Raw genomic sequence first — 24,830 nt, forward strand, 5'->3', positions numbered from 1 at the left:
ACGCAGTGCGCGTCACGCGCCGATCAGGTCGTCGAGCCGCAAACGTGCAATGCGATAGATCTGATCGAGGCTCGCGCGCAGTTCGTCGGCGCGGCTGTTGTTCACGCGCGATTCGAAGTCCGCGATGATGCCGTGGCGGTCGTAGCCGCGCACCGCGAGAATGAACGGAAAACCGAATTTCTCGCGATACGCGAGATTGAGCGCATGCAGCTTGTCGAACTCTTCCTGCGTGCATTGCGCGAGACCCGCGCCGCTTTGCTCGCGCGTCGACTCGGCGGTCAGCTCGCCGCGCACCGCGGCCTTGCCGGCCAGCTCCGGGTGCGCGTTGATCAGCGCGAGCTGCTTGTCCTCGCCAGACGTTTCGACGATCTGCGACATCCTGCGATGCAGCTCGTCGATGCTCGCGAACGGCCGCTCCCGCGCCGCGACTTCGGCGACCCACGGCGAGTGCTCGAAGATGCCCGACAGCGCCGCGACGAACGCGTCGGTCGAGATACTGTTGAGTTGGTCCAGGGTGTATTGCATCGCCTTCATGCCGCAGCCTCGCGGTTGTCTTGCTGGTAAGGATGAGTTTCGTGCCAGTGCCGGGCGATATCGACGCGCCGCGACACCCACACGCGATCGTGCTGTTCGATGTGATCGAGAAAGCGCTGCAGCGCCCGGAAACGCCCCGGCCGCCCGAGCAGCCGGCAGTGCATGCCGATCGACAGCATCTTCGGCACTTCGTCGCCCTCTTCGTACAGCACGTCGAACGCGTCGCGCAGGTAGGTGAAGAAGTGGTCCGCGGTGTTGAAGCCTTGCGGGGTGGCGAAGCGCATGTCGTTGGTGTCGAGCGTGTACGGCACGATCAGCTGCGGCACGGTCTTGCCGCCCGCCACCTCGACGTCCATCCAGAACGGCAGGTCGTCGCCGTAGTAATCGGAGTCGTACAGGAAGCCGCCATATTCGGCGACCAGCCGATGGGTATTCGGACTGTCGCGGCCGGTGTACCAGCCGAGCGGCCGCACGCCGGTCACGCGCTCGATCGCCTCCATGCCGAGGCGCATGTGCTGCGCTTCCTGCTCCGGCGACATGTCCTGATAGTGAATCCAGCGATAGCCGTGGCACGCGATCTCATGTCCGAGTTCGACGAACGCCCGCGCAACTTCTGGATGCCGTTCGATCGCCATGCCGACGCCGAACACCGTCAGCGGCAGGTCGCGCCTTTCGAATTCGCGCAGGATGCGCCATACGCCCGCGCGCGAGCCGTATTCGTAGATCGACTCCATGCTCATGTGCCGCGCCGGATACGCCGCCGCGCCCACGATCTCCGACAGGAACTGCTCGGAAGCGGGATCGCCGTGCAGCACACAGTTTTCGCCGCCCTCTTCGTAATTGAGGACGAATTGCACCGCAACGCGCGCTCGCCCCGGCCAGTTCGGATGCACCGGGTGGCGGCCGTAGCCGATCAGATCGCGCGGGTAGTTCGGGTCGAGTGGCATGGTTTGACGGATGCGTAGTGACGAGACCAGGAATGCGCGTGAACGCGGTTCGAAACCCCTCGGCAACGGTGCGGGGTTCACACGTGTAGCCACGCAACAGGCGGCTTCGGCGGCTGCGGAAACCGCAGCGCCGAGTTGACCAAGTGTAGCGAAAACACCCCGGTGCGCCCATACAGCCGGGCAGATAGTGCGTGTTACAGCGAGTGTATGTGCGTGTCCGCCGACTCGGCGTTTACCCGCAGCGGACCGGGGCTGAACGACGCGAGCGCGCCGTCGTAGCGCTTCGCGAGCGGCCGCGCGTAGTCGCCGCGCTTGGCCGTCGCGAGACGCAGCGTCACCAGCGCCTCGGTCCATTTGACGGCCGCCGTCACGCCTTCGATCACCGGCGCGCCGAGCGCATCCTCGATCTCCGCGCACAGTTCGGCCATGCCCGCGCAGCCGAGCACGATCGCGTCCGAGCCGTCCTCGGCGAGCGCGCGCCGGCATTCGTCGAGGATGATGCGGCGCGCCGCCGAGCCCGGCTGGTCTAGATCGAGCACGGCGACGTCGGTCGCACGCACGTTGCGGCAGAAGCGCTTCATGCCGTAGCGCTCGGCCAGATGCCAGGCCATGCCGCAGGTGCGCGCGAGCGTCGTCACGACCGAAAAGCCCGGCGCGAGCACGCTCGCCGCGTGCATCGCCGCCTCGGCGATACCAATCACCGGGCCGCGCGCCAACTCGCGGGCCGCATAGAGACCGGGGTCGCCGAAGCACGCGATCACGTAGCCGTCACAGCCGTCCCGTTCGCCCGCCTCGACTTCGGCGAGCAGACCGGGCGTGGCGAGCGCTTCGTCGTAATAGCCCTCGATCGACGGCGGCCCCATCGTCGGATTGACGGCGATCACTTCGGTGCCGGGCGCGGCGACGTCGCGCGCGCAGCGCCCCATCGCCTCGGTCATGCGGCGCGTCGTGTTCGGATTGATCAGTTTGATACGCATGGCGACTCCTGTTCGACTCGTTATTGCAGCGACGAAAGCCCGTGAAACTCAGCGTGCGAGCATCCGGTAAAACAGCATGCCGAGTCCCGCGCCGATGAACCACGAGAAATTCGCGCAGCCGTCGAGCCCCGGCACCATCACGCAGATCACCGCGATCAGCGCGGCCGGCAGCAACGCGGCCACTGCGCGATAGTTGACGCCGTTGCGATACCAGTACGAGCCGCTCGGCGCGACCGTGTACAGATCGTCGAGCACGATCTTCTGACGCTTGACGAGGTAGAAGTCGACGATCAGGACGCCGTACAAAGGTCCGATGAAGCTGCCGAGCACGTCGAGCGTGTAGTGGATCACGGCCGGATTGTTGAACAGGTTCCACGGCGTGATGAACACCGACGCAACCGCCGCGAGCATGCCGCCCGCGCGCCAGCTGATCAGACGCGGTGCAACGTTCGAGAAGTCGAAGGCCGGCGACACGAAGTTCGCGACGATGTTGATGCCGATCGTCGCGATCGTGAAGGTCAGCGCGCCGAGAATCACGGCCATCGGATAGTCGATGCGGCCCACCGTCTCGACCGGGTCCGTAATCAGTTCGCCGAACACCGGCAGCGTGGCCGCGGTGGTGATCACCGTGACGAGCGAGAACGCGAGGAAGTTGACCGGCAGGCCCCAGAAGTTGCCGCGCTTGACGCTGCGAAAGCTCCTGCCGTAGCGCGAGAAGTCACCGAAATTCAGCATCGGTCCGGAGAAGTACGACACCACCAGCGAGATCGCCGTGATCATCACCGGTACCACTTCCATGCCGTGATATTTGACGCCGCCGAGGTTGATGCCGATGTTGCGCCAACCCGCGCGATACACCATGTAGCCGGCGAGAATGAACATCACGACGTAGACGGCTGGCCCGGCAAAGTCGATGAACTTCTTGATGGTCTCCATGCCGTGCCAGAACACCAGCGCCTGCAGTACCCACAGCAGCATGAAGCCCGCCCAGCCGAGCGTCGACAGACCGAGCAGGCCATGCCGATGCACGTCCGCATACGGCAGCAGTTGCGGCACGAACTTCAGCACGACGATCACGAGCGCGCTCGACGCGAGATAGGTCTGGATGCCATACCACGCGACCGCGATCAGGCCGCGGATCACTGCGGGGACATTCGCGCCGAGCACACCGAAGGTCGCGCGGCACGCGACCGGATACGGCACGCCGTTCAGTTGGCTCGGCTTTGCGATCAGGTTGCACAGCACGTTCACGAGCGTGATGCCGATCAGCAGCGACACCAGCACCTGCCAGCTCGTCAGGCCGAGCGCGAACAGACTTCCCGCGAATACATAGCCACCCACGCTATGCACGTCCGACATCCAGAACGCGAAGATGTTGTACGCGCTCCAGTTCTGCGCGCGCAGCGGCGCGAGGTCCTTGTTGTAGAGCCGCTCGCTGTAGCCGGCCGGCATCGACGGATCGGTTTGAGCCGTGCCGTCCGGATAGTTGGAGATGGGGTGACTGCCTGGCGCTGCACTGAACTGAGCCATGATTCCTCCTTTGGATAGGGACCGTCGAAAGAGCATCGACGGACATTGCATCGGCCATGCCAGTTGCTCGCTTCTCGTCCCGCGTGGGTCGAAGAAGTCGGCGTCGTGGTTCCGGACCGTGCCGCGCGTGTCTCCGTACTGACGTACTTGTGGTTGTCGCATCGCCAGCCGCCGCGGCTTTCCGGCGATGCGTCGCTACCCGAGCTCCGTCGTCTCGCGACGGACGTGCGTGTTCAGGCCGGCGGCGCTCACGCGAGGCCGCCTGGCCGTGCATCTATCGGTTCAGTTCAATTCAGTGCGGCGCGCACCACGAACGGGCGCTCGCCTGCTGCTTGCCTCAGCCTGGGGTGGAGTCGGCTTCGGCTGTCTAGGTGGATGCTTCTTTCGACGCAAGCGCGCCGAATACTTCATGCAGATCCGCTGCCCCGCGCGCGGGGCGCTCCAGCATCTTCAACTCGACGCTTTGCAGATGGTGCGACATCAGCGCGGCCGCCTGCTTCGCATCGCCGGCGTCGAGCGCGGCGAGAATCGCTTCGTGGTCCTCGAACGAGCACGGGCTGCGTCCGAGCGATTCGTACAGCGCGGAAATCAGCGTGGAACGCGCGACCAGCCCGTTCAGGCAATCGCACAGCACTGAGTTGCCGGTCAGGTTCGCGAGCTCCGTATGAAACTCGCCCGACAAGCGGATCCATGCCGGAAAATCCCGCGTTTCGAATGCCTTGCGTTCCCGGCCGATCATGCCGCCGATGTTCTTCAGACGCCGCATGCCGTGTCCGCTACAGATCTTTTCGACGACGGCCAGCTCGATGATGCGGCGCATTTCGAACACCTCGTGCACCTCCTGCAACGACGGACTCGCGACGAACGCGCCACGATTCGGCTCGAGATCGACGAGGCGCTCAGTCGCCAGCTGCGACAGCGCCTGGCGGATGGGGCCGCGCTTCACACCGAATACTTCGCATAGCTGAGCTTCGGTGAGCTTCGCGCCGGGTGCCAGCCGGTGCTCGAGGATCGCCGCGCGGATGCGCTCGGCGATTGCTTCGGGCTTCGAACTGTTCGCGACGGATTCGGTGTCGGACATGATTGGCGTCTCGGTATGTTGGTCATCATAGGACGGACACAAATATTGTCAACAATTTTTGCGTCGATTTTCGACAGTTTTTGTGCTGTGGTGCGTCAGCGGAAGGCTGTGAGCCAAGCTGCGCGGCTGTCTGGCGGGAATCTTACCCGGTTTTGATAGTGCCAAGATGAGTACTGGCAGCCAGTTTTTGTCAACAAAAACTGAAAACATTGGCGATGGGTGTGGGAGGTGGTGAGTGTGGAAATGCTGACAGTTAGTTGCGTTACTGACGCAAAAAAAAGCGAGCGATCCGCCCGCCTCCGCCCCGCCCACGACGGCTTCAGCCAATGCTCGGATAGCCCGACGCCGTCAGCCTGAAGCCATGCGCATTGGCGACCAGATGCGCGGCCGCGCCGACCGGCAGCGTCACCATGTTATGAACGTGCCCGAACTGCAGCCCCGTCACGACAGGAATGCCGATCAGCGAGCGCACTTGCTCGACCATCGCGTGCAGGTCGTAGCCGTTGTCGTAGTCGTACGGCTTGCCGCCCGAGAAATCACCGAGCACGAGCGCCTTCTGCTGCGCGAGGATGCCGGCCAGATGCAGTTGATAGATCATCCGCTCGATGCGGAACGGCTGCTCGTTGACGTCCTCCACGAACAGGATGCCGCCCTGCACCGGCGGCATGTACGGCGTGCCGACAAGCGACGCAACCACCGCCAGATTGCCGCCCCACAGCGTGCCCGTTACGTCGACGCTCTGCGCTTGCGGCGTGTCGCTCGCGACCGTGATGGTCGGCTGCGTCAACGCCGACCAGAAATGCCGCATCGTGAATTCGCTGAGCTGCTCGGCGCCGAAATCACTCATCAGCATCGGGCCGCCGAAGGTCTTCAAGCCGGCCCGCGCGAGCAGCGCCAGTTGGATCGCGGTGAAGTCGCTGTGACCGACCAGCGCTATCGGCTGATCGGCGAGCCGCCGCTGCAGCCCTTCGTAGTCGAGACCGTGCAGAATCCGCACCGCGCCGTAGCCGCCGCGCACGGCCAACACGACATCGGGCAGCTCACGCGATGGATCGGCGAGCCGGTTCAGATCGGCCGCGCGCTCGCCGTCGGTGCCCGCGAAGCGTTGGTAGCGGCGCTTCGCGGCCTCCTCGCCGTCGACTCGATGCCCCTGCGCACGCAGCCGATGCAGCGCGCGATGCAGCACCTCCGGATCATGCGGATAGCCGGATGGCGCAATCAGTTCGATGGTGCGAGATGCGGTCATGGCGAGACCCGTTGGGCGTTGTTGTTTTAGAGCGGCGTGGTTGGGGGCGGTTCGCTGCTGGAGGGTGTGGCGGTGTCAACGGCCGCTTCAGCCGTTTCGCCACGCGCCCCCGCGCGGGCTGCGCGACTCGTCCGACGCCGCTCGGCAAAAAACGACCTGAGCGCGGCGCCACATTCGGCTTCGAGGACGCCGCCGCTGACCGTCGTGTGATGGTTCAACTGAGGATTCGCGAACGCATCGACCACGCTGCCGCACGCGCCGGTTTTTGGATCGCGCGCGCCGAACACGACACGGGCGATGCGCGCGTGCATGATCGCGCCGGCGCACATCAGGCAAGGCTCGAGCGTCACATAGAGTTCGCAACCCGGCAGACGGTAGTTTTGGAGCGACTGCGCGGCTGCGCGCAGCGCGACCATTTCGGCGTGCGCGGACGGATCATGCGCGCCGATCGGATGATTGAAGCCCGTGGCGATGACTTCGTCGCCGCGCACGAGCACCGCGCCGACCGGTACTTCGCCGGCTGCGCGCGCTTCTTCGGCGGCGGCCTGAGCGAGCGCCATGAAGCGCAGGTCGCGTTCGGAGATGATGGCAGCGTCGGAATTTCCGGGAGGGATGGCGGCAGCGGCCATCGGGTGATCAGCCGCCGGTGCGAAGACCGCGCCGATGCAAGCGCCAACGGATTTCTCACCGGCCTCGGCTTGCGCAGAAGAGCCGATCGAGGCGGCACACGGGAGCGGCTCGTTCACTGCGAACCCGCGGCGGCCACATCGACATTGCCCACGCGCTCAGAGAGACGCTCCGCGATGCGGCGGCAATATTCGCGCGGCAGGACCATCGGGCCGCCGCGCAGCGATTCGAGCGCCATATCGAGCGCGAGCATGCGCGCCTGGAGACGGCAACGGGTCGGCTGATCGCTCACGGCATTCAGCTCCGTTTGCAGATCGCGCAACGCGCGAAGCTGCTCGACGGCGGGCGGCACGAAGCCCGCATTTTTCAGAATCCGGTTGGCGACGCGCACCTCTTCCGGCACCAACGCATCGTCGTCAAGGGCCAGCGGCGCGCCCGCTCCCGGCAAGTCGTCGAATTCTCCGCGCGCAGCGGCGGCGGCAATACGCTGTTCGACAAGCGCATCAAGCAATTTCATCTGCAATCCACAACGTTGCGGCCCGAGCATTCTATCAGGGAGCGCACGGACGCTCCGTGCTCACTTGACGGCATAAAGGCGCCGATTTGCCGGCAACCCGGCATTTGACGGTGCTTCAGCGTGGACTTAGAGTAAGTCATCAAGTCGCACAACGCGCGCGGCGCTTAACCGGCGCGGCACGCAGAGGTTCCCTCTCGTCGAATTTGACGCCGCCATGCCATTCAAACCGATCGGCCGTCCCAGTGCTCTTCCCGTCCAAGCGTCTCGGCGGATCGGCGTGCGTAGCGCGCTGGCGGCGATTACCGCGGCCGCGCTGCTTTCCGGCTGCGGCGTTTTTTGCGGTGGCGCCGCGGCGAGCGGCGGAGCCTATGCCGGGGGCTGCGGGACGAGCGTGCGGTTCTAGCCGGCGCCTCGCGAAACAGCCGCGAATTCGTTACCGAGGTGGCCTATGCCCCTCCCTCAGCTCGGCCCCACCAACGGCCAACGCGCGAGGACGACATGTCTGGTCCGTCCCAGCAGGCTGTGCATCAGCGCAAACTCGCGCACATTCCAGCACGCCGCCTCGGCCGTATGGCGCTCGATCCACTGCATCCCGTACGCCAGCGTCATGTGCGGCGTAAAACGTGCGTCGGGCTCGATGCCGTCGTCGCGCAAGCCCGCTTCGAGCGCATCGTGAAGCGCTTGCAGTCCGTGCACACCGTGCTCGCCCACCAGCACCGCCGGCCCAAGCCGCGGCCTTTTCGCGAAGCTGGCGACCGCGTCGAATTCGACCGTAAATGGCGCCATGCTGACCGCCGCGGCCGCCCGTTTCGCCGCCTCGACCACATTCGCCGGCAAGCCGCCCGCGAAATTGCCGAGATGCCTGAGCGTGACGTGCAAGCGGTTCGCCGCGAGCGGTTTGCCGCGCACGCCGCTGTGCCCGCCGCTACGCACGCCGCTGCGCATGCGTGCCTCCGCACAAAGCTGCTGCGCGAACTTCGCGATACCGGCCGCGGTATTGGCATCGGGATAGACCACGAAAAAGAGCCCGTCGGTGGGCGGAGACGGCGCCTCGAGCCCGGGCAACCACAGTTGTTCAGGCATCGCGCCTCGTTCCTTCGCTGATTCTTTCCGTCGATACGCACACCGCCGCACAAGCGGCCCATTGCAGTCATGATACTGTATATTCATACAGTATGACAGGCCGTGTGCAACTGCGACGCGCTACAGATCGGCCGGCTTGCCGATGCGTTTGTACCAAAGCTCGATAAACGACTCGGCCGCCGGCGACAGCGAATGCTCGGCGCGTCGGATCAGATTCACGTCGCGTGTGACGAGCGGCGCTTCGAGCCTGCGCGCGACCAGATCGCGATGTGGAAACGACCCGAGCAGAATGCCCGGAAAAATCGCGATGCCGAGACCGGCCTGCACCATCGAAAGCCCGGTCGTCATATAGGACACTTCGTACTCGACCGCCTTGCGCGTGCCGAGCGTGAACAACGTTTCGTCGATCAACGTGCGGATGCCGCTCGTCGACTTGATGCCGATCCACGGATACTGCAGCGCATCCTTCCAGCTCGCACGCCGCTTTTTCGCGAGTGCCGAATCCTTGCGGCAGATCGCGCACAAGTTGTCGCGCGCGAGGCATTGCAGCGTGATGCCCTCGGGGCGCTCGCTGATCGTGCCGATGCCGAACTCGACGTCGCCCGTCAGCGTCGACGCGGTCAGGCGATCGGGCGCGGCGTCGTCGACCGTTCTGCCAGATGTTCTGGCCGGCACGGCACGGGTGACGACGGAGATCCCGATACGCATGTTCAGGTCAGCACCAACAATTGTTGAGGAGCGTCGAGGCGATCTTGACGAAGGTGTAGCCGGTGACGCGCGCACTGGCGCCTACGCATCTCCATCGCAATATGTGGGTGGGCGCTGCGCACCACGTTGTCGATGTTCTGCTGAACGGCCTGAATCCGCACAACATTTAGCGCAGGAATCGAATCTCATTAAAGCCCGCGAAAACGCGGGCTTTGGTGTGTGGTGTTGCTAGATCGTGCCGTACGTGCGGGACGTCCAATCACGCCCACTCGATCGTCAATCAGCCGGCTGGAGCCTTGTGGGAACGGCGTTTCCGCCTGGTCACGCGGCGTCGATGCCGTCAGTCATACCGAAATTCTGGCTCGGCAGTTAATGGCTTCCATTGCACGGCATTGGACAATCGGCACCCGCTCCGTTAAAAAAGCCAGCAAGACCGAGCATCTGAAGCCGATTCGATACCGTCGTCGATAGCGTGAGCGAACCCCTGCCCGGGCGCCCACGTACACCGCCAGAAACACCGTGAGACTCATTCCAGAGCGGAGCCTTGCAAAATTGGGATGACAGTCGGAGTAGGATACTGGCCTTTTGAGCCAAAGATCGGCGATCTCCTCAGCAGTGCCGAACCCGTCATCTCGCACCGATGCCCCTCGACTACCCTACCCTCGATGCGCTGCGCACGCGCCATCCCGCTTGGCGCCTGTTACGCTCCGACCACGCGCCGCTCGCTGTCAGCTTCCTGCACCGCGTGTTCGTCGCGCCAAACGTGCGCGTGGTGGCGGCTCCGCTTCTTGCCGAAGCACTCGAAGATGAGCTTTACGCGTTGCGCGAACAACTCGGCGATGACGCCTTCCCGAAGCCGGCGCTCGAGTATCTGAACGACTGGGCCAGCCCTGAAAAGGGATGGTTGCGCAAGTACTATCGCCAAGGATCCGATGAACCGCAGTTCGACCTGACACCCGCCACGGAGAAAGCGATCGCGTGGCTCGGCACGCTGACGGAACGCAGCTTTGTCGGCACGGAATCGAGGCTCTTGACACTTTTCGAGCTGCTGCGGCAGATGGGCGAAGGCAGCGAGGCGGACCCCGAAAGGCGTCTTGCCGAGCTCCACACGCGGCGCGGCCAGATCGACGAAGAAATCGCCCGCGTGGAGGCCGGTGACGTTCGGCTGCTCGACGATGCCGCGCTCAAGGACCGCTTTCAGCAATTCATGCAGATGGCGCGCGACCTGCTAACGGATTTCCGTGAAGTCGAACAAAACTTTCGGCTGCTGGACCGACATGTGCGCGAGCGAATCGCGCTCTGGGAAGGATCGAAGGGTGCGCTCATCGAGGAAATCATGGGCGAGCGCGACGCGATCGCCGATTCGGACCAGGGCAGCAGCTTCCGGGCGTTTTGGGACTTCCTGATGTCGAGCCGCCGTCAAGAGGAACTCTCGAAACGGCTCGAGCGCGTGCTGGCGCTGCCGGCGGTCATGGAAATGAGGCCCGACGCGCGCACGCGGCGCGTCCACTATGACTGGCTGGAAGCCGGCGAGCATACGCAGCGCACGGTAGCTCAGCTCTCGCAGCAGCTTCGACGCTTCCTCGACGATCAAGCGTGGCTCGAAAACCGCCGCATCATGGACATTCTGCGCGGTATCGAAACGAAAGCGCTTGCGCTGCGCGAAGCGCCCCCACCAGGCTCCGTCATGGAGATCGAGACCGCATCCACTGACATCGAGCTGCCGATGGAACGCCCGCTTTACGCGCCGGCGCTGCGCCCTCTCATTGCCAACGTCTCAATCGAAACCGGTGAGGCGAACCTCGATGCCTCGGCACTCTACGCGCAGATCGTCGTCGATCGCGCGCGCCTCGCAGGCCATATCCGCCGATGCCTGCAAGATCGGCCGCAAGTGACGCTTGCCGAACTGACCGCTTCGCAGCCTCTCGAGCATGGGCTCGCCGAGCTCGTCGCCTATTTGCAACTGAGCGCCGAAGCTGGATCATTTCGCGCGACCGTCGACGAGACCATTTCCGATACGATCGAGTGGCAGGCGAACGACGCCAACGGAACACCAATCATTAAGCGCACGACGATGCCGCGTGTGATTTTCGCAAGGTAGAGATGACTGAAGAACAGCAAGCCTCGTCGCCTGGTCGAGGCGATTTGTCGACAGTTGCCATCGCGCTGCTCAAGGGCGTGGTTTATCGTGATGGAAACGAGCGCCTCTGGGCCGCACTGCTCGAATTGCAGACGCACGCGCGCGACTACGTCGCCGTGCTTGGCCTCGAGCTCGTCGTGGACGAGGCGGAAGGCTACGCCTTCGTAAAAAGCCGCGCCGCGCATGACGCTGAAGTCGATGGGGAACAGGCTAAGCTACCCCGGCTCGTTGCCCGGCGTCCACTCTCGTTCCCCGTGAGCCTGCTGCTCGCGCTGCTGCGAAAGAAGCTGGCGGAATGGGATGCTGGCGGCGGCGACACGCGGCTCGTCCTTGCGCGCGAGGACATCGTCGAGCTCGTACGCGTATTCCTTCCCGCGAGCACCAACGAGGCGCGCCTGGTCGATCAAATCGATACACACGTGAACAAGATCGTCGAGCTCGGCTTCCTACGCCGGATGAAGACCACGAGCGGACCGCCCACATTCGAGGTGCGGCGCATTCTCAAGGCGTTCGTCGATGCGCAATGGCTGCTCGATTTCGACGCGCGGCTCGCGAGCTATCGGGCGCACCACCTTCAAGATTCGACGGTTTCTGACCAACAGGAGAGTCGCGATGAATGAGCCGCGTACGCTCGGCCTCGATTTTGCCGTCGACGACGCCCTGACGGGCTTTCGCCTCGAGCGGCTCGAGGTTTTCAATTGGGGAACCTTCGACCAACGAGTCTGGGTGCTGCGGGTCGATGGCCGCAACGGCCTGCTGACAGGAGACATCGGCTCCGGCAAGTCGACGCTCGTCGACGCCATCACCACCCTCCTCGTGCCCGCGCAGCGCATCGCCTACAACAAGGCGGCAGGCGCGGACAGCAAGGAACGTACGTTACGCTCGTATGTGCTTGGCTACTACAAGTCGGAGCGCAACGAGGTCACGGGGACGGCCAGGCCCGTGAGCCTGCGCGACCATAACAGCTATTCGGTGGTTTTGGGCGTGTTTCGTAACGCCGGGTACGATGCCACAGTCACACTCGCGCAGGTGTTCTGGATGAAAGACGCACAGGCTCAACCCGCGCGATTCTTCGTCTGTGCCGAACGCGACCTCTCGATCGCCGCTGACTTCTCGCGCTTCGGCACCGACATCGCACAGCTGCGCAAAAAGCTGCGCGGGCTGGGTGCCGAAATCGAGGACACATTTCCGAAATACAGCGCCTGGTTCCGGCGGCGCTTCGGAATCGAAAACGAGCAAGCGCTCGAGCTCTTCCATCAAACGGTATCGATGAAATCGGTGGGCAATCTCACCGACTTCGTACGCAGCCACATGCTTGAGCCGTTCGACGTTGCACCGCGCGTCGACGCACTGATCACTCACTTCGACGATCTGAATCGCGCGCACGAGGCGGTACTGAAAGCCAAGCGCCAGGTGGAACTGCTGACACCGCTCGTAGACGACTGCGATCGCCACAGCGAGCAAGGACACGTTCTCGAAGGCTGGCGAGCGTGCCGTGAAGCACTGAAACCCTACTTCGCCGGGCTCAAGCTCGGCCTCATCGAGCGCCGCCTCCAATTGCTCGACGAGGATCACGCGCGTGCAATATCACGCAAGGCGCGGCACGAAGAAGCGCGCGACCAGGCGCGCCAGCGCGTGGACGATTTGCGCCGCGCCGTGGCCGAACAAGGCGGCGATCGCATCGCGCAGCTCGAGGTCGAAATCCGCCAGCACGAGCGAGAAAGCGCGCGTCGCCGCGAACGCGCGCAACGCTATGCCGCCATCGTTACGCTGCTCGGCGAAACCGAGGCCACGGATGAGGCCGCATTCGCTTCCCAACGCCAACGTCTGGCCGAGCGGCGCAGCTCGCTCGTCGACGACGAAGCGCAAGAGCAAAATGCGATTACCGAATGGAGCGTGGCCTTTCGCGAAGGGAAAGCGCAGCGTGATCTGCTAGAGGACGAAATCGCGAGCCTGAAAGCTCGACGTAACAACATCCCGAAGGAACAAGTCGCGATGCGGGCGAGCCTATGCTCGGCGCTCAGTCTGGAGGAAGACGCCCTGCCGTTCGCCGGCGAACTCATTCAGGTGCAAGAGGATGCGCGCGATTGGGAGGGCGCCGCCGAGCGCGTCCTGCACAACTTCGGCCTGTCGCTGCTCGTGCCCGACGAGCACTATGCGAACGTCGCGGCGTGGGTCGATCGCACTCATCTCCGGGGGCGGCTCGTCTACTTTCGCGTGCGCTCTGAACGCACCGCGCGCGCAGCCGAGGCCATCGAGCTACACCGCCACTCGCTCGCGCACAAGCTCGCGATCAAGCCCGATTCGCTGTTCTATGGCTGGCTCGAGCGCGAAATCGGCCGCCGGTTCGACTATGCATGCTGCGATACGCAGGAGCAGTTTCGGCGCGAGATGCGCGCGATCACGCGTGCGGGCCAGGCGAAAGCGCTTGGCGAGCGCCACGAAAAAGACGACCGCCGCGCGCTTGACGATCGCAGCCGCTACGTGCTGGGTTGGAGCAACACGGCCAAAATTGCCGCCCTCGAAGCCCAACGGCGAGCGCTCGAGGTTCGGCTTGGCGAGATCGGACAGAAGCTTGGAGAAGCTCAAAGCAAGCACGCGAAGGTGCGCGAGCAGCTCGAAGCGCTTGCGCGCATCGGCGAGTTCGTCGACTTCCGCGACATCGACTGGGGAAGCTGCGCGACCGCGATCGCCCGTCTGGCAGACGAAAAAGCCCGCCTCGAAGCGGCAAGCGACGCCCTCGCGGAGCTAACGGCCCAATTGGACTCGGCGCAAGCGTCGTTGACAGAGAGTGAAGCGGCGATCTCGGAAACCGACTCGGAACTGGGCGGTATCCTGGCCAGGCGGGAGGCAGCGCAAACGTTGCGCGACGAGACGCACGCGCTCGTTGCGCAAGTGAATGCCGAACTTGCCGAGCGAATCGAGGCGCTGCGAGCGGAGATTCTCGGCGAACACCAGCTTTCCGTCGAGTCATGCGACAACCGCGAGCGGGACGTGCGAGAGGCGTTGACAACCCGTATCGACAACGAAACGAAGTCGCTCGGCCGCCTTGCCGAAAAAATCGTCAAGGCCATGGCGGCCTTCAAGGATGCCTACAAGCTCGAAACGGCCGACTTCGATGCGAGCCTCGACGCGACCTCAGAGTACCGTGACATGCTCGCGCGGCTGCAGGCGGACGATCTGCCGCGCTTCGAAGCGCGTTTCAAAGAGCTGCTCAACGTCAATACGATCAACGAGATCGCCAACTTCCACGGCCAGCTCGCCCGCGAACGGCAAACGATCAAGGAACGTATCGAACGCATCAACGAATCGTTGCGACAAATCGACTACAACGCGGGCCGATACATCGTCCTCGAGAGTCAGTCCAGCCCCGACGCGGAGATCCGCGAATTCCAGAGCGACCTGCGTGCTTGCACCGAGGGCGAACTCAACGGCTCGGACGATAGCCAATACTCGGAGACCAAGTTCCTGCAAGTCAAACGGATCATTGACCGCTTCCGCGGCCGCGAAGGGTTGACCGAGCAGGACCGGCGCTGGCGCGCCAAAGTGACCGACGTACGCAACTGGTTTCTGTTCGCCGCCAGCGAGCGTTGGCGTGAGGACGACAGCGAATACGAGCACTATTCGGACTCGGGCGGTAAATCGGGCGGCCAGAAGGAAAAGCTCGCCTATACGATCCTTGCCGCGAGTCTCGCCTATCAGTTCGGCCTCGAATGGGGCGCCGTGCGTTCTCGATCGTTCCGCTTCGTCGTCATCGACGAGGCGTTTGGACGAGGCTCCGACGAATCGGCGCAATACGGTCTCACATTGTTTCAAAAACTGAACCTGCAACTGCTGATCGTCACGCCGCTGCAGAAGATTCACATCATCGAGCCGTTCGTTTCGAGCGTCGGATTCGTTCAGAACGAGGGCGGACGCGCCTCGAAGCTGCGCAACCTGTCGATCGAGGAGTACCGCGCGCGCAAGGCGGAGTTCGAGCAATGAATTGGACCACGACCGCCGAACTGCGCGTTCGCCTCCAGCGCCTATGGGAGCGTGGCGAATGGCTGCGGAGCCTCGTAGACGGCACCGAGGGGCTGTTCCCACTACGTCTAACGATAAAAGGCCCGAGCTCGTCCGAATTGGCCGAACGCTTCGACGCGGTACGCGCATGGATCGCGGAGATTGCCGCGACACCGCGCGTACGCATCGAATGGCGAGAAATCAATCATCGCATTCTCGGCCTGCAGCGTTTGCCACAAGCAGCTTGGGTGGACAGTCTGGACGATGCGCTCGCGGTCGCCGGCAAGCGCCGCGACGCAGCGCAGTTCGAGCGGCTGCTCGAAATCACACGCTCCCGCCAGCCGAAGCTCACCACGTGGCTTGCGCAGCGCCCGTTGCAAGCACTCGAATTCGCAGGCGATTGGGAACGACTGCTGGCAGTCGTCGATTGGCTGCAAGCACATCCGCAGCCGGGCGTATATCTTCGCCAGGCCGAAATCGCCAACGTCGACACGAAATTCATCGAGGCGCGGCGCGGCGTCCTCGCCCAATGGCTCGATCTCGTGCTGCCGTCGGAGTCAATCGACAGCAGCCGGACAGCCGCCGCCCAATTCGCTGCTCGCTACGGGTTCCGCGAGAAGCCGCCTCGGATTCGATTTCGCGCGCTCGATGACAGGCTCGCCGTTCTGCCCGGCATGGGCCGGCCCGACATCGCACTCGACGCTGACAGCTTCGCGCGCCTCACACTGCCATGCCGCCACGTGTTCATTACGGAAAACGAGATAAATTTTTTGGCGTTTCCCGACGTTCCGCAGTCGATCGTGCTCTTCGGGGCGGGCTACGGTTGGGAAGCTCTCGAGCCGGCGCGATGGCTCACGGACTGTGCGCTCCACTACTGGGGCGACATCGACACGCACGGCTTCGCCATTCTCGATCAATTGCGCAGCCGGTTCCCGCATGTTGGATCGTTCTTGATGGACCGCGCGACGCTGGTGGCGCATGAACCGTTCTGGGGAGAAGAAGGCGATCAGGTCACGCGCGATCTGCCGCGGCTCACGGCCAAAGAGCGGGAACTCTTCGATGACCTCCGCGACAACCGGATTCGCCATGGATTGCGGCTCGAGCAGGAGCGCGTGGGATTCGGGTGGGTCAGGGCGGCGCTCGAAGAGCGGGCTTGCGCTTAGAACTTCCCCATCTCACCGCCAGGTACAACTCGAATACGACTCGAAGCAGGCCGCCTCGAAGATGCCTGCCCCAACTCCCACGTTCAGCGACTTTAGTTTGCGCTGCCGTTGCGCAGCAGAGCATCCGAGATCGTCGACAGCACCTCAGCCAGTCGTCTTGCCGTCTCGGGAGATGGCAGCGGCAACCTGAGACTTCGCGCGCCCGTCACGGCATCGCGCTCGACCCACGGGTGTGCGGCAACCGCGCCATCGCCCGGCTCATTCAACGCCGACACCAGCGCCGCGCCGAACTGCAGCAACCCTGACCACGGTTCGAAGGACGCGCCTCGTTGCGCTGTATCGATGGTCGAAGCTTGAGGCCGCTCGCCGGTACCGGCGAGGTCGGTTTCCACGACGCTCGCGTCACGCGCCGCGTCGCCGGACACGACTGCGCCGCTCGCGGCTTCCTCCGCCGCGGCCATGACCTCGCTCTCTCCCATCCGCCCCGCGACGTTTTCGACATCCTTCATGAAGCGGGTCAGGCGCGAACCACCGAGCAGAATTTCGCTGGCGCCGCCATCGAGGATGCCTTCCGCCAGCGAGCGCTTGAAAGCCAGCACCGACAGCATGCCCTCCTCGATCGTTCCCTTCGCGATGTAATTGACGACTTGTACCGGCTTTTTCTGGCCCAACCGATAGATGCGCGCGATGCGCTGTTCCAGCACCGCCGGGTTCCACGGCAGATCCATGTTCACGAGCGTCGACGCGTGCTGGAGGTTGAGCCCCGTGCTACCTGCGTCCGTCGACAGAAATACCCGACAGTCCGAATCGTCCCGAAAGCGCTGCACCAGCGCGGGCCGATTTTCCGACGGCACGCCGCCATGGAAGCTGACGTAGCCGATGCCGAGCTTCTTGAGCCGGCGAATGACTATCTCATGCGTGCGCGTCCATTGACTGAACACCACGACTTTCTCGTCCGGCTGCGTGAAAAGCGACTCGAACAACGTCGCCAGCTCGTCGGCCTTCACGCCATGATCGGTTTCCTGGTCCAGCAGATAGGTGCTGTTGCACGACATGCGCATGTTCTGCAAAGCACAGGTGAGGCGCCGCTGGTCCTGATCCGACAGAAACCTGGTGTTACGCCAGCGCCGGACGATTTTGGCCACGATGTCCGCGTTTTCCGTGTGATACGCCATCTGCAGCTCGGTCATGGGCACCAGCAGATTCTGGTCGGTGCGCCCGGGCAACTGCAGCAGCACCTCGGACTTGCGACGCCGTATCATGATCGGTGCCAGGGTCTGGCTGATCTTCTCGAGGCCCGTGTATCCCGTCACGCGTCCCGCCTCGTCCTTGACCTGATGTTCGTGCAGCAGCTTCCACGTGGGCCCAAGACGGTGCTGGTCGACGAATTGAACGATGGAAACGAGTTCCTCCAGCTTGTTTTCGAGAGGCGTTCCCGTCAGCACGACGGCATAGGGGCTGTCGATTCGCTTGAGAGCCTTCGCCGCAATGGTGTTCCAGTTCTTGATGCGCTGCGCCTCGTCGACGATGACCAGCTCCGGCGCCCACGCGGAAATCATGTCAAGGTCCGATTTCAGCTTCTCATAGTTGGTGATCTTGTAGAGATCCTGGGCCGCATATTCGCCCCGCCTCTGGGCAAGGCCGCCCGCGACTACCCTCGAAGCGTGGCCGGAGAACCGCGTGATCTCGCTCTGCCACTGATACTTGAGCGAAGTCGGGCAAATCACCAGCACTTTCGACACGCCAAAATGCCGGATCAGGATTTCCGCCGCCGCGACGGCCTGCACCGTCTTGCCGAGGCCCATTTCGTCGCCGATCAAGGCGCGCCCGGCACGCACGGCGAACAATGCGCCTTCGGCCTGGTAAGGATAGAGCGGCACCTTGAGCGGCTTCTTCAGCGAGGGCGTCGCCCCTCCTTGCGGAAACTGCCCGTCGAGCATCCTGGCACGGCGCGCCGCATCGTTTCGGCCAGCGATGAAATCGAGCGCGTCGTCATGGGCGCGCAATTCGTGCCCGGCCTTCGCCACCCTGGAGAGAAAGCGCCCGAGATCTTCGAAACGGTCCTCCGGCAGATGCCATCGCCGAGACTCGTCGAACAAAGCGGCGGCCGCTTTGGCTACCTTTGCCGGACAATCCGCGCCGGCGCGAAAATGGACCGCTCGCCCTCCCTCGTTTCGCAAATACAGCTCCGAGAATGCGGGCTGATAACCACGGGCGAAGGCCGCCTTTGCGCCTCGCTTGCGCAGCAGTCGCGACAAGGTAAATTCAATGTGCTTGCAGGTGCCGAGTTCGTTGGTGGCGTAATCGGGACAGTCGCAAAAGTTGTCGCCCGGGCAGGTCCCACGAATCGACACGCGATAGCTGAAGTTCGACTCCGGATTGCCGACGCGGAATTCGGAGAAATACGTCTCCGTCCCGAGATTCTCCAGCGAGAACGCTTGCTCTTGCCCGAATTGCCGACGCAAGGCGCGCTGCCAGTCGGCGGGCGACATGTGATCGGGGGCGTGGATGCGGGAAAGCTTCGAGGATCGACGTGACTTGGTGGAAGAGTGTTTGCTAGTCATGACTTGACGTGATATTTGCGCGACCGACCCGCTCAAACAATGCGAAGTCCAGCGGGTCTCGGATTGCCTCCCACGCGGGCAGATCCAGTCAAGTCAATCCGCCAACGGCTGAATCCGCCCCCCGGATCGAGTCCGTAAGGCGTCCTTGATTGCCTACCGGCTCGGTAAAAAAGAGGCCACACAGAATATCCCGGGCCTCTCCTCCATCGCCCGCAGATTCGACACACAAGGTGGCACTCAGCACCGGCACTACCACATTCCCGGGCAATAGTTTCGGCACGTAGCTCTACCCGTCGATCCAGGCACTTCTCGATCCAGTCGCCAGGCTGAAACCTGACGGATTCTGCCACGGCGCGTATTGACATCAGATATACATTGCCCTGCCATACGTATATCTATCGTAAATACAGTATGGAGTGCATCATGCGCGACGCACCTATTAATCTTCGCGCCTTGCCAGAGCAACGTGATCTGATCGATTACGCAGCGAGCCTGCTTGGCAAAAACCGCTCTGACTTTATGTTGGAGGCCGCTTGCGAGCGCGCTCAGGCCGTCGTCCTGGATCGCACTTTCTTTGGGCTTGATTCGGAAAAATTTAAGCAGTTCACCGAATTGCTAGACGCGCCGAAAGTCGCAAACGCGGGTCTTGCACGTCTTATGGACGTGAAAACACCTTGGAATGAAAACAGCGAATGAATCGGAAGCTTTCTGCTCCGCAGCCGCTGCTGGCCGAGCACGACGTTGCCAGCTTTTCCTGCGGAAGGCTGGAGCTTGACGACTGGGCTGAAGCGGCGCGCCCTGAATAACCACAACAGTGGGACAAGCCGTGTATTTGTAACGACCGATGATACCGGCCGCGTCTACGGCTCCTATGCCCTCGCGGCTGGAGCCGTTGCCCATGTCGATGCAACCGGCAACGTTCGTCGAAATATGCCGGATCCAATTCCGGTGGTTGTGCTTGGCCGGCTAGCGCGAGACGTAAATACAAAAGGCATCCAACTCGGCGCTGCCCTTTTGAAGGACGCCCTCAATCGCGCTAGCTCGATCGCAAAAGATCTTGGCGTACGTGCGATGCTTGTGCATGCGATTGACGCACACGCAGCGGCTTTCTATGAGTCGTACGGGCTCACACCGTCTCCGATTCATACCCTCACACTCATGCTCCGACTGGCATGACGAGTGCGCAGAAAAGCCGCAGGGTGCGGCTTTTCTTCACCTGGCCAACTTTCCGCCACTACAGGCGCGTGGTTGGGACGACTTTTTACCGTCACCAACCACAAGACCTACAGACGCCCGCAAACCCACGCGGAGTCTAGCTTTTCGGGGAAAACTTTACCGTCATGCCCGGAATCGCATTGACGGTAACAATTGAAACCCGAATTTCGAACGGAACCATACCGTCCGGTTTACCGATACTTGTACCGTCCTTGATACCGTCGAAGACGCCCAGCTTTCTACGGAATGGTGGATATATTCATTAAAAATCAAATACTTAGAGGCAACGTTGCACTCTGATAGACAATCCGAACACCCCTCGTAAGCCATTGATTTAATTGAGATATTTTTACCCTCACTCCCACTCGATTGTCGCAGGCGGCTTCCCCGAGATGTCGTAGACGACCCGGTTGATCCCGCGCACTTCGTTGATGATCCGGTTCGACACATGCCCAAGCAGTTCATGCGGCAGATGCGCCCAATGCGCGGTCATGAAGTCGAGCGTCTGCACCGCGCGCAACGCGACGACATACTCGTAGGTGCGCCCGTCGCCCATCACGCCGACGCTCTTGACCGGCAGGAACACCGCGAACGCCTGGCTCGTCAGGTCGTACCACGACTTGCCGGTTTCCTTGTCGATCGTGTTGCGCAGTGTCTCGATGAAAATCGCGTCCGCGCGGCGCAGCAGGTCCGCGAAATCGCGCTTCACTTCGCCGAGGATCCGCACGCCCAGACCCGGACCCGGGAACGGATGGCGATACACCATCGAGTGCGGCAGACCCAGCTTCACGCCAAGCTCGCGCACTTCGTCCTTGAACAGCTCGCGCAGCGGTTCGAGCAGCTTCAGGTTCAGCGTCTCCGGCAGACCACCGACGTTGTGGTGGCTCTTGATGGTTTGCGCGGCCTTCTTGCCCTTGCCCGCCGATTCGATCACGTCCGGATAGATCGTGCCTTGTGCCAGCCACTTCGCGTCGGTCAGCTTGCCGGCTTCGGCCTGGAACACTTCGACGAACTCCGCGCCGATGATCTTGCGCTTCGCTTCAGGATCGGTCACGCCGGCGAGCTTACCGAGGAATGCTTGGCTCGCGTCGACGTGAATCACCTTCACGCCAAGGTGATCGGCGAACAGCGCCATCACCTGCTCGGCTTCGTTCAGGCGCAGCAGGCCATGGTCGACGAACACGCAGGTCAGTTGATCGCCGATCGCGCGGTGCAGCAGCGCCGCCGCCACCGACGAATCCACGCCGCCCGACAAGCCCAGAATGACGTGCTCATTACCGACCTGCTCGCGAATCTTCGCGACGGCTTCGTCGATGTAGTGGCCCATTTCCCAATCGGCCTTCGCGCCGCAGATCTGCAGCACGAAGCGCTCAAGCATCGCGCGGCCCTGCACCGTGTGCGTGACTTCCGGATGCCATTGCAGGCCATAGAAGCGGCGCTGCTCGTCGGCCATCGCGGCGATCGGGCACGATTCCGTCGATGCCATCAGCGCGAAACCCGGCGGCATCTCCAGCACCTTGTCGCCGTGGCTCATCCATACCTTCAGCATGCCGTGGCCTTCGGACGTGGTGAAGTCGCTGATGCCTTCGAGCAGGCTCGTATGGTTGCGCGCGCGCACTTCGGCGTAGCCGAATTCGCGCAGATGACCGATGTCGACCTTGCCGCCGAGCTGCTGCGCCATCGCCTGCATGCCGTAGCAGATGCCGAGCACCGGCACGCCGAGTTCGAACACGGCTTGCGGCACGCGCGGCGTGTCTTCCTCGGTGACCGAGCTCGGGCCGCCCGACAGAATCACGCCCTTCGGCGCGAAGTCGCGGATGAACGACGCGTCGACGTCGTACGGATGGATTTCCGAATACACGTTGGCTTCGCGAACGCGACGTGCAATCAGTTGGGTGACTTGCGAACCGAAGTCGAGAATCAGGATCTTGTCATGCATGGCAGCGGACGGAATCAGAAGTGAGCGGATACGGAATGCCGCGCGCGAGGCGCGGCGTCGAATTCAAAGCGGTCCGCGCGGCGACGGTCTTGGCGCGGCGCGGACCGCCAACATTACGATGAAGCACAAGGGCGCGGCCAACCACGGAACTCGCCGCCTGCGATGCGCGCGAACGAAATCCGCTAGCTTCGGCAAACGGCCTGGCGCGCGGCGCTTCAACCATGAAACGGCGGGCGGGGTGCGCCGGGCACGTCGTTGCTGGTGTCGCGCGCAGCGCGTTCGGACTCGCTCTGGCCGGGCTCGCTTGCGGCCGGATGAAGCGGCGCGGGAGTGGCAACGGAAGCCGCGGAAGCCGGATTGGCCGGCCGCGTGACCGGCACGACGGGCTCTGGCACCGGCTCGGCGTGATAGACCGGAAAGCCCGCTGAGGCACGTGGCTCGCGCGCGTTGTCGCGTTCGGGTTCACGCTGCCGTGCGGCATCCTTTTCGGCCTCTTTCGCGGCACGCTTATCGGCACGACTGTCGGCCTTGCTCGACGAGGGCTTGACCACGATCCCCTTCTCGCGCCGCCGCACCGCACCCGACAGTCGCACGCCGCCGAGCCCGATCACCACCAGCACGACACCGGCCAGCACCGCCACCATCTGGCCGAAACCGGTCAGCGACGGCGTATGCAGCCCCAGCAGCCAGACCAGCATCAGCACGCCGATCGGCCAGTGCACATGACCGACGACCTTCGCGACCGTCGAGGTCAGCGCCCCGTCGAACGACGCATGCACCGCGAGCCACGCGAGCCCGATCAGCGCGACGCCGAACGCCTGGCCGACCAGCATCGGCTCCGTTGGCACCAGTTGCAACGCGTCGTACAGCGAGGTCCAAGGCGTCAGCACGAACAGCAGGCCGAACGCCAGCAGCAACAACGCATCGAGGATCAGTACAACGCGCAGCAGTGGCTTCATGGGCGTTTAGTCCACGTGGTAGTTGGGCGCTTCCTTGGTGATTTGCACATCGTGCACATGCGACTCGCGCAGGCCCGCACCGGTGATCTGCACGAACTCGGCCTTCTCGTTCATTTCGGCGATGGTGCGGCAGCCGCAGTAGCCCATGCTCGCGCGCACGCCGCCGATCAGCTGGAACAGGATCGCGTTGACCGAACCCTTGTACGCGACGCGACCTTCGATGCCCTCCGGCACCAGCTTGTCGATGTTGGCCGAGTTGTCCTGGAAGTAGCGGTCCGCCGCGCCGTCCTTCATGGCGCCGACCGAGCCCATGCCACGGTACGACTTGTACTGGCGGCCCTGGTACAGGAATACATCGCCCGGCGACTCCTCGGTACCGGCGAACATGCTGCCCATCATGACCGCGCTGGCGCCCGCCGCGAGCGCCTTGCTGACGTCGCCCGAGAAGCGCACGCCGCCGTCGGCGATGACCGGCACGCCGGTGCCGTTCAGCGCTTCGGACACGTTGGAGATAGCGGTGACCTGCGGCACGCCGACGCCTGCGACGATTCGCGTCGTGCAGATGGAGCCCGGGCCGATACCGACCTTGACGCCGTCCGCGCCGTATTCGACGAGCGCCCTGGCGGCCGCGGCGGTTGCGATGTTGCCGCCGATCACCTCGACGTGCGGGAAGTTCTGCTTGACCCACTTGACGCGCTCGAGCACGCCCATGCTGTGGCCATGCGCGGTATCGACGACGATCACGTCGACGCCGGCCTGCACGAGCAGCTCGACGCGCTCTTCGTTGTCCGCACCGACGCCGACCGCCGCGCCCGCGCGCAGCTTGCCGTGCTCGTCCTTGCATGCATCCGGGTGCTCGGTCTGCTTGGTGATGTCCTTGACGGTCATCAGGCCGCGCAGTTCGAATGCGTCGTTGATGACCAGCACGCGCTCGAGGCGGTGGCTGTGCATCAGCGCCTTCGCTTCGGCGAGCGGCGTGCCTTCCTTGACGGTGACGAGGCGCTCGCGCGGCGTCATGATGTTGCGCACCGGCTCGTCCAGACGCTCTTCGAAGCGCAGGTCGCGATTCGTCACGATGCCGACGAGCTGCGAGCCCTCGACGACCGGGAAGCCCGAAATGCCATGCTGGCGCGACAGTGCGATCACGTCGCGCACTTTCATATGCGGCGGCACGGTGATCGGATCGCGCACGACGCCCGACTCGAAACGCTTGACCTTCGCGACTTCACGCGCCTGCTCGGCCGGCGTGAGGTTCTTGTGGATGATGCCGACGCCGCCCATTTGCGCCATGGCGATTGCCAGACGTGCTTCGGTGACCGTGTCCATCGCGGCGGACACGAGCGGCATGTTGAGGGAGATGTTGCGGGTCAGCCGGGTCTTGAGGCTGGTGTCGCGCGGCAGAACATCGGAGAAGGCCGGGACGAGGAGCACGTCATCGAACGTGAGTGCTGTTTGGATCAGACGCATGGCAAATCCTATAGGCGCAAAAGCGAATTATACGCGATACCACCCCGGTTTTCACTGCGCGAACAGCAGCTTAGCGAATTTCAGACGATTTTTTGCCGCTCCCGCCTGCGTCGATTTCGCTCGCCTGTTCG

General features: G+C 63.4%; 19 protein-coding genes. 5 read left to right on the forward strand and 14 right to left on the reverse strand.

Annotation, left to right across the window (positions count from 1 at the left end; all coding sequences use genetic code 11):
* Positions 1–12 precede the first annotated feature (12 nt).
* The 10 genes from uraD to OKW37_RS15150 all read right to left on the reverse strand — a co-directional run bounded on the left by uraD (position 13) and on the right by OKW37_RS15150 (position 9,250).
* The gene (gene uraD / locus OKW37_RS15105; RefSeq protein ID WP_429405601.1) at positions 13–534 is read right to left on the reverse strand and encodes a 2-oxo-4-hydroxy-4-carboxy-5-ureidoimidazoline decarboxylase; all 522 of its coding nucleotides are present in this window, start codon (positions 532–534) and stop codon (positions 13–15) included.
* A complete protein-coding gene (gene puuE, locus OKW37_RS15110; RefSeq protein ID WP_429293195.1) occupies positions 531–1,481 on the reverse strand; it encodes an allantoinase PuuE in 951 nt (316 codons plus the stop codon). Before puuE ends, uraD begins: the two co-directional genes overlap by 4 nt.
* Before the next feature lie 194 nt (positions 1,482–1,675).
* Positions 1,676–2,458, reverse strand: coding sequence for an aspartate/glutamate racemase family protein (locus OKW37_RS15115; RefSeq protein WP_429405599.1), 783 nt, complete (start codon positions 2,456–2,458; stop codon positions 1,676–1,678).
* A 48-nt stretch (positions 2,459–2,506) separates the two neighbouring features.
* The gene (locus OKW37_RS15120) at positions 2,507–3,988 is read right to left on the reverse strand and encodes an NCS1 family nucleobase:cation symporter-1 (RefSeq protein WP_090800526.1); all 1,482 of its coding nucleotides are present in this window, start codon (positions 3,986–3,988) and stop codon (positions 2,507–2,509) included.
* Positions 3,989–4,355: 367 nt separating this feature from the next.
* A complete protein-coding gene (locus OKW37_RS15125; protein WP_184056830.1) occupies positions 4,356–5,069 on the reverse strand; it encodes a GntR family transcriptional regulator in 714 nt (237 codons plus the stop codon).
* Between the two features lie 319 nt (positions 5,070–5,388).
* Complete coding sequence (gene ldcA, locus OKW37_RS15130; RefSeq protein ID WP_429355696.1) at positions 5,389–6,315, reverse strand: muramoyltetrapeptide carboxypeptidase; 927 nt, start codon at positions 6,313–6,315, stop codon at positions 5,389–5,391.
* A gap of 26 nt (positions 6,316–6,341) precedes the next feature.
* Complete coding sequence (gene tadA / locus OKW37_RS15135) at positions 6,342–7,061, reverse strand: tRNA adenosine(34) deaminase TadA (protein WP_429405596.1); 720 nt, start codon at positions 7,059–7,061, stop codon at positions 6,342–6,344.
* Positions 7,058–7,459, reverse strand: a complete 402-nt coding sequence (locus OKW37_RS15140) for a DnaJ family domain-containing protein (RefSeq protein WP_018417683.1) — start codon at positions 7,457–7,459, stop codon at positions 7,058–7,060. The genes tadA and OKW37_RS15140 overlap by 4 nt, the downstream gene beginning before the upstream one ends.
* A 459-nt stretch (positions 7,460–7,918) precedes the next feature.
* Positions 7,919–8,542 carry a 2'-5' RNA ligase family protein gene (locus OKW37_RS15145; protein WP_429405594.1) on the reverse strand — a complete coding sequence of 208 codons (624 nt, stop codon included), beginning with the start codon at positions 8,540–8,542 and terminating at the stop codon, positions 7,919–7,921.
* A 120-nt stretch (positions 8,543–8,662) separates the two neighbouring features.
* Entirely contained in the window at positions 8,663–9,250 is a 588-nt protein-coding gene (locus OKW37_RS15150; protein ID WP_429405592.1) for a LysR substrate-binding domain-containing protein, read from the reverse strand.
* A gap of 640 nt (positions 9,251–9,890) precedes the next feature.
* Here OKW37_RS15150 and OKW37_RS15155 point away from each other — a divergent pair.
* The 4 genes from OKW37_RS15155 to OKW37_RS15170 are packed head-to-tail and all read left to right on the forward strand — an operon-like array spanning position 9,891 to position 16,555.
* Entirely contained in the window at positions 9,891–11,351 is a 1,461-nt protein-coding gene (locus tag OKW37_RS15155) for a DUF3375 domain-containing protein (RefSeq protein WP_429405590.1), read from the forward strand.
* A gap of 2 nt (positions 11,352–11,353) precedes the next feature.
* The gene (locus tag OKW37_RS15160; RefSeq protein WP_090800540.1) at positions 11,354–12,010 is read left to right on the forward strand and encodes a DUF4194 domain-containing protein; all 657 of its coding nucleotides are present in this window, start codon (positions 11,354–11,356) and stop codon (positions 12,008–12,010) included.
* Complete coding sequence (locus tag OKW37_RS15165) at positions 12,003–15,374, forward strand: ATP-binding protein (protein WP_429405588.1); 3,372 nt, start codon at positions 12,003–12,005, stop codon at positions 15,372–15,374. Before OKW37_RS15160 ends, OKW37_RS15165 begins: the two co-directional genes overlap by 8 nt.
* Positions 15,371–16,555: a Wadjet anti-phage system protein JetD domain-containing protein gene (locus OKW37_RS15170; RefSeq protein ID WP_429405586.1), complete on the forward strand. Its 1,185-nt coding sequence runs from the start codon at positions 15,371–15,373 to the stop codon at positions 16,553–16,555. Before OKW37_RS15165 ends, OKW37_RS15170 begins: the two co-directional genes overlap by 4 nt.
* Positions 16,556–16,647: 92 nt before the next feature.
* Here the strand turns inward: OKW37_RS15170 and OKW37_RS15175 are convergent, their stop codons facing one another.
* Entirely contained in the window at positions 16,648–19,119 is a 2,472-nt protein-coding gene (locus tag OKW37_RS15175) for a DEAD/DEAH box helicase (RefSeq protein ID WP_429405584.1), read from the reverse strand.
* A 423-nt stretch (positions 19,120–19,542) separates the two neighbouring features.
* On the opposite strand from OKW37_RS15175, the gene OKW37_RS15180 reads away from it, so the two are divergent.
* Entirely contained in the window at positions 19,543–19,815 is a 273-nt protein-coding gene (locus OKW37_RS15180; protein WP_184003951.1) for a DUF1778 domain-containing protein, read from the forward strand.
* 874 nt (positions 19,816–20,689) lie between these two features.
* Here OKW37_RS15180 and guaA read toward each other — a convergent pair.
* The 3 genes from guaA to guaB form a co-directional block, all read right to left on the reverse strand.
* Positions 20,690–22,273 carry a glutamine-hydrolyzing GMP synthase gene (gene guaA / locus OKW37_RS15185; protein ID WP_429405582.1) on the reverse strand — a complete coding sequence of 528 codons (1,584 nt, stop codon included), beginning with the start codon at positions 22,271–22,273 and terminating at the stop codon, positions 20,690–20,692.
* A 215-nt stretch (positions 22,274–22,488) separates the two neighbouring features.
* Positions 22,489–23,232, reverse strand: coding sequence for a hypothetical protein (locus OKW37_RS15190; RefSeq protein WP_429405580.1), 744 nt, complete (start codon positions 23,230–23,232; stop codon positions 22,489–22,491).
* A 6-nt stretch (positions 23,233–23,238) separates the two neighbouring features.
* Positions 23,239–24,699 carry an IMP dehydrogenase gene (guaB, locus tag OKW37_RS15195; protein ID WP_184056877.1) on the reverse strand — a complete coding sequence of 487 codons (1,461 nt, stop codon included), beginning with the start codon at positions 24,697–24,699 and terminating at the stop codon, positions 23,239–23,241.
* Positions 24,700–24,830: the final 131 nt, after the last annotated feature.

Source organism: Paraburkholderia sp. MM5482-R2 (genome assembly GCF_050436125.1).
Taxonomy (GTDB): Bacteria; Pseudomonadota; Gammaproteobacteria; order Burkholderiales; family Burkholderiaceae; genus Paraburkholderia; species Paraburkholderia tuberum.

Bases quoted from the DNA above. Each gene is read 5' to 3' on its own strand.
- OKW37_RS15150 (WP_429405592.1), bottom strand. From the start codon at position 9,250: ATGCGTATCGGGATCTCCGTCGTCACCCGTGCCGTGCCGGCCAGAACA.
- uraD (WP_429405601.1), bottom strand. From the start codon at position 534: ATGAAGGCGATGCAATACACCCTGGACCAACTCAACAGTATCTCGACC.
- OKW37_RS15160 (WP_090800540.1), top strand. From the start codon at position 11,354: ATGACTGAAGAACAGCAAGCCTCGTCGCCTGGTCGAGGCGATTTGTCG.
- OKW37_RS15180 (WP_184003951.1), top strand. From the start codon at position 19,543: ATGCGCGACGCACCTATTAATCTTCGCGCCTTGCCAGAGCAACGTGAT.
- OKW37_RS15155 (WP_429405590.1), top strand. From the start codon at position 9,891: ATGCCCCTCGACTACCCTACCCTCGATGCGCTGCGCACGCGCCATCCC.
- guaB (WP_184056877.1), bottom strand. From the start codon at position 24,699: ATGCGTCTGATCCAAACAGCACTCACGTTCGATGACGTGCTCCTCGTC.
- OKW37_RS15145 (WP_429405594.1), bottom strand. From the start codon at position 8,542: ATGCCTGAACAACTGTGGTTGCCCGGGCTCGAGGCGCCGTCTCCGCCC.
- OKW37_RS15120 (WP_090800526.1), bottom strand. From the start codon at position 3,988: ATGGCTCAGTTCAGTGCAGCGCCAGGCAGTCACCCCATCTCCAACTAT.
- guaA (WP_429405582.1), bottom strand. From the start codon at position 22,273: ATGCATGACAAGATCCTGATTCTCGACTTCGGTTCGCAAGTCACCCAA.
- OKW37_RS15140 (WP_018417683.1), bottom strand. From the start codon at position 7,459: ATGAAATTGCTTGATGCGCTTGTCGAACAGCGTATTGCCGCCGCCGCT.
- OKW37_RS15125 (WP_184056830.1), bottom strand. From the start codon at position 5,069: ATGTCCGACACCGAATCCGTCGCGAACAGTTCGAAGCCCGAAGCAATC.
- ldcA (WP_429355696.1), bottom strand. From the start codon at position 6,315: ATGACCGCATCTCGCACCATCGAACTGATTGCGCCATCCGGCTATCCG.
- OKW37_RS15170 (WP_429405586.1), top strand. From the start codon at position 15,371: ATGAATTGGACCACGACCGCCGAACTGCGCGTTCGCCTCCAGCGCCTA.
- OKW37_RS15115 (WP_429405599.1), bottom strand. From the start codon at position 2,458: ATGCGTATCAAACTGATCAATCCGAACACGACGCGCCGCATGACCGAG.
- OKW37_RS15190 (WP_429405580.1), bottom strand. From the start codon at position 23,232: ATGAAGCCACTGCTGCGCGTTGTACTGATCCTCGATGCGTTGTTGCTG.
- OKW37_RS15175 (WP_429405584.1), bottom strand. From the start codon at position 19,119: ATGACTAGCAAACACTCTTCCACCAAGTCACGTCGATCCTCGAAGCTT.
- puuE (WP_429293195.1), bottom strand. From the start codon at position 1,481: ATGCCACTCGACCCGAACTACCCGCGCGATCTGATCGGCTACGGCCGC.
- OKW37_RS15165 (WP_429405588.1), top strand. From the start codon at position 12,003: ATGAATGAGCCGCGTACGCTCGGCCTCGATTTTGCCGTCGACGACGCC.